Raw genomic sequence first — 224 nt, 5'->3', positions numbered from 1 at the left:
CCGGGGAGCAAGGTCACCATGATCACCGGCGACCACGCGGAACCGCAACAGCGATCAGCCGCGAGATGGGCATCTTCGACGACACCTCGTCCGCCGCGGTGACCGGCGCCGCGCTGGAGGCGGCGACCGATGAGCAGTTGCGCACGATCGTGGAACGCACCGAGACGTTCGCACGCACCAGCCCCGAGCACAAGCTCCGGCTGGTCAAGGCCTTCCAGGCCAAC

General features: G+C 68.3%; 1 protein-coding gene. It reads left to right on the top strand.

What is annotated here, in order from left to right; genetic code table 11:
- Positions 1-224: hypothetical protein (locus BN358_RS27210; RefSeq protein ID WP_198018537.1), on the top strand; the 224-nt coding region annotated here is incomplete at both ends.

Origin of the sequence: Sedimentibacter sp. B4, from assembly GCF_000309315.1 — a bacterium.
In the GTDB taxonomy this organism is placed as follows: Bacteria; Bacillota; Clostridia; order Tissierellales; family Sedimentibacteraceae; genus Sedimentibacter; species Sedimentibacter saalensis.
The sequence above is the reverse complement of the archived record's forward strand: the minus strand, read 5'-3'. Positions and strand labels throughout refer to the sequence as shown.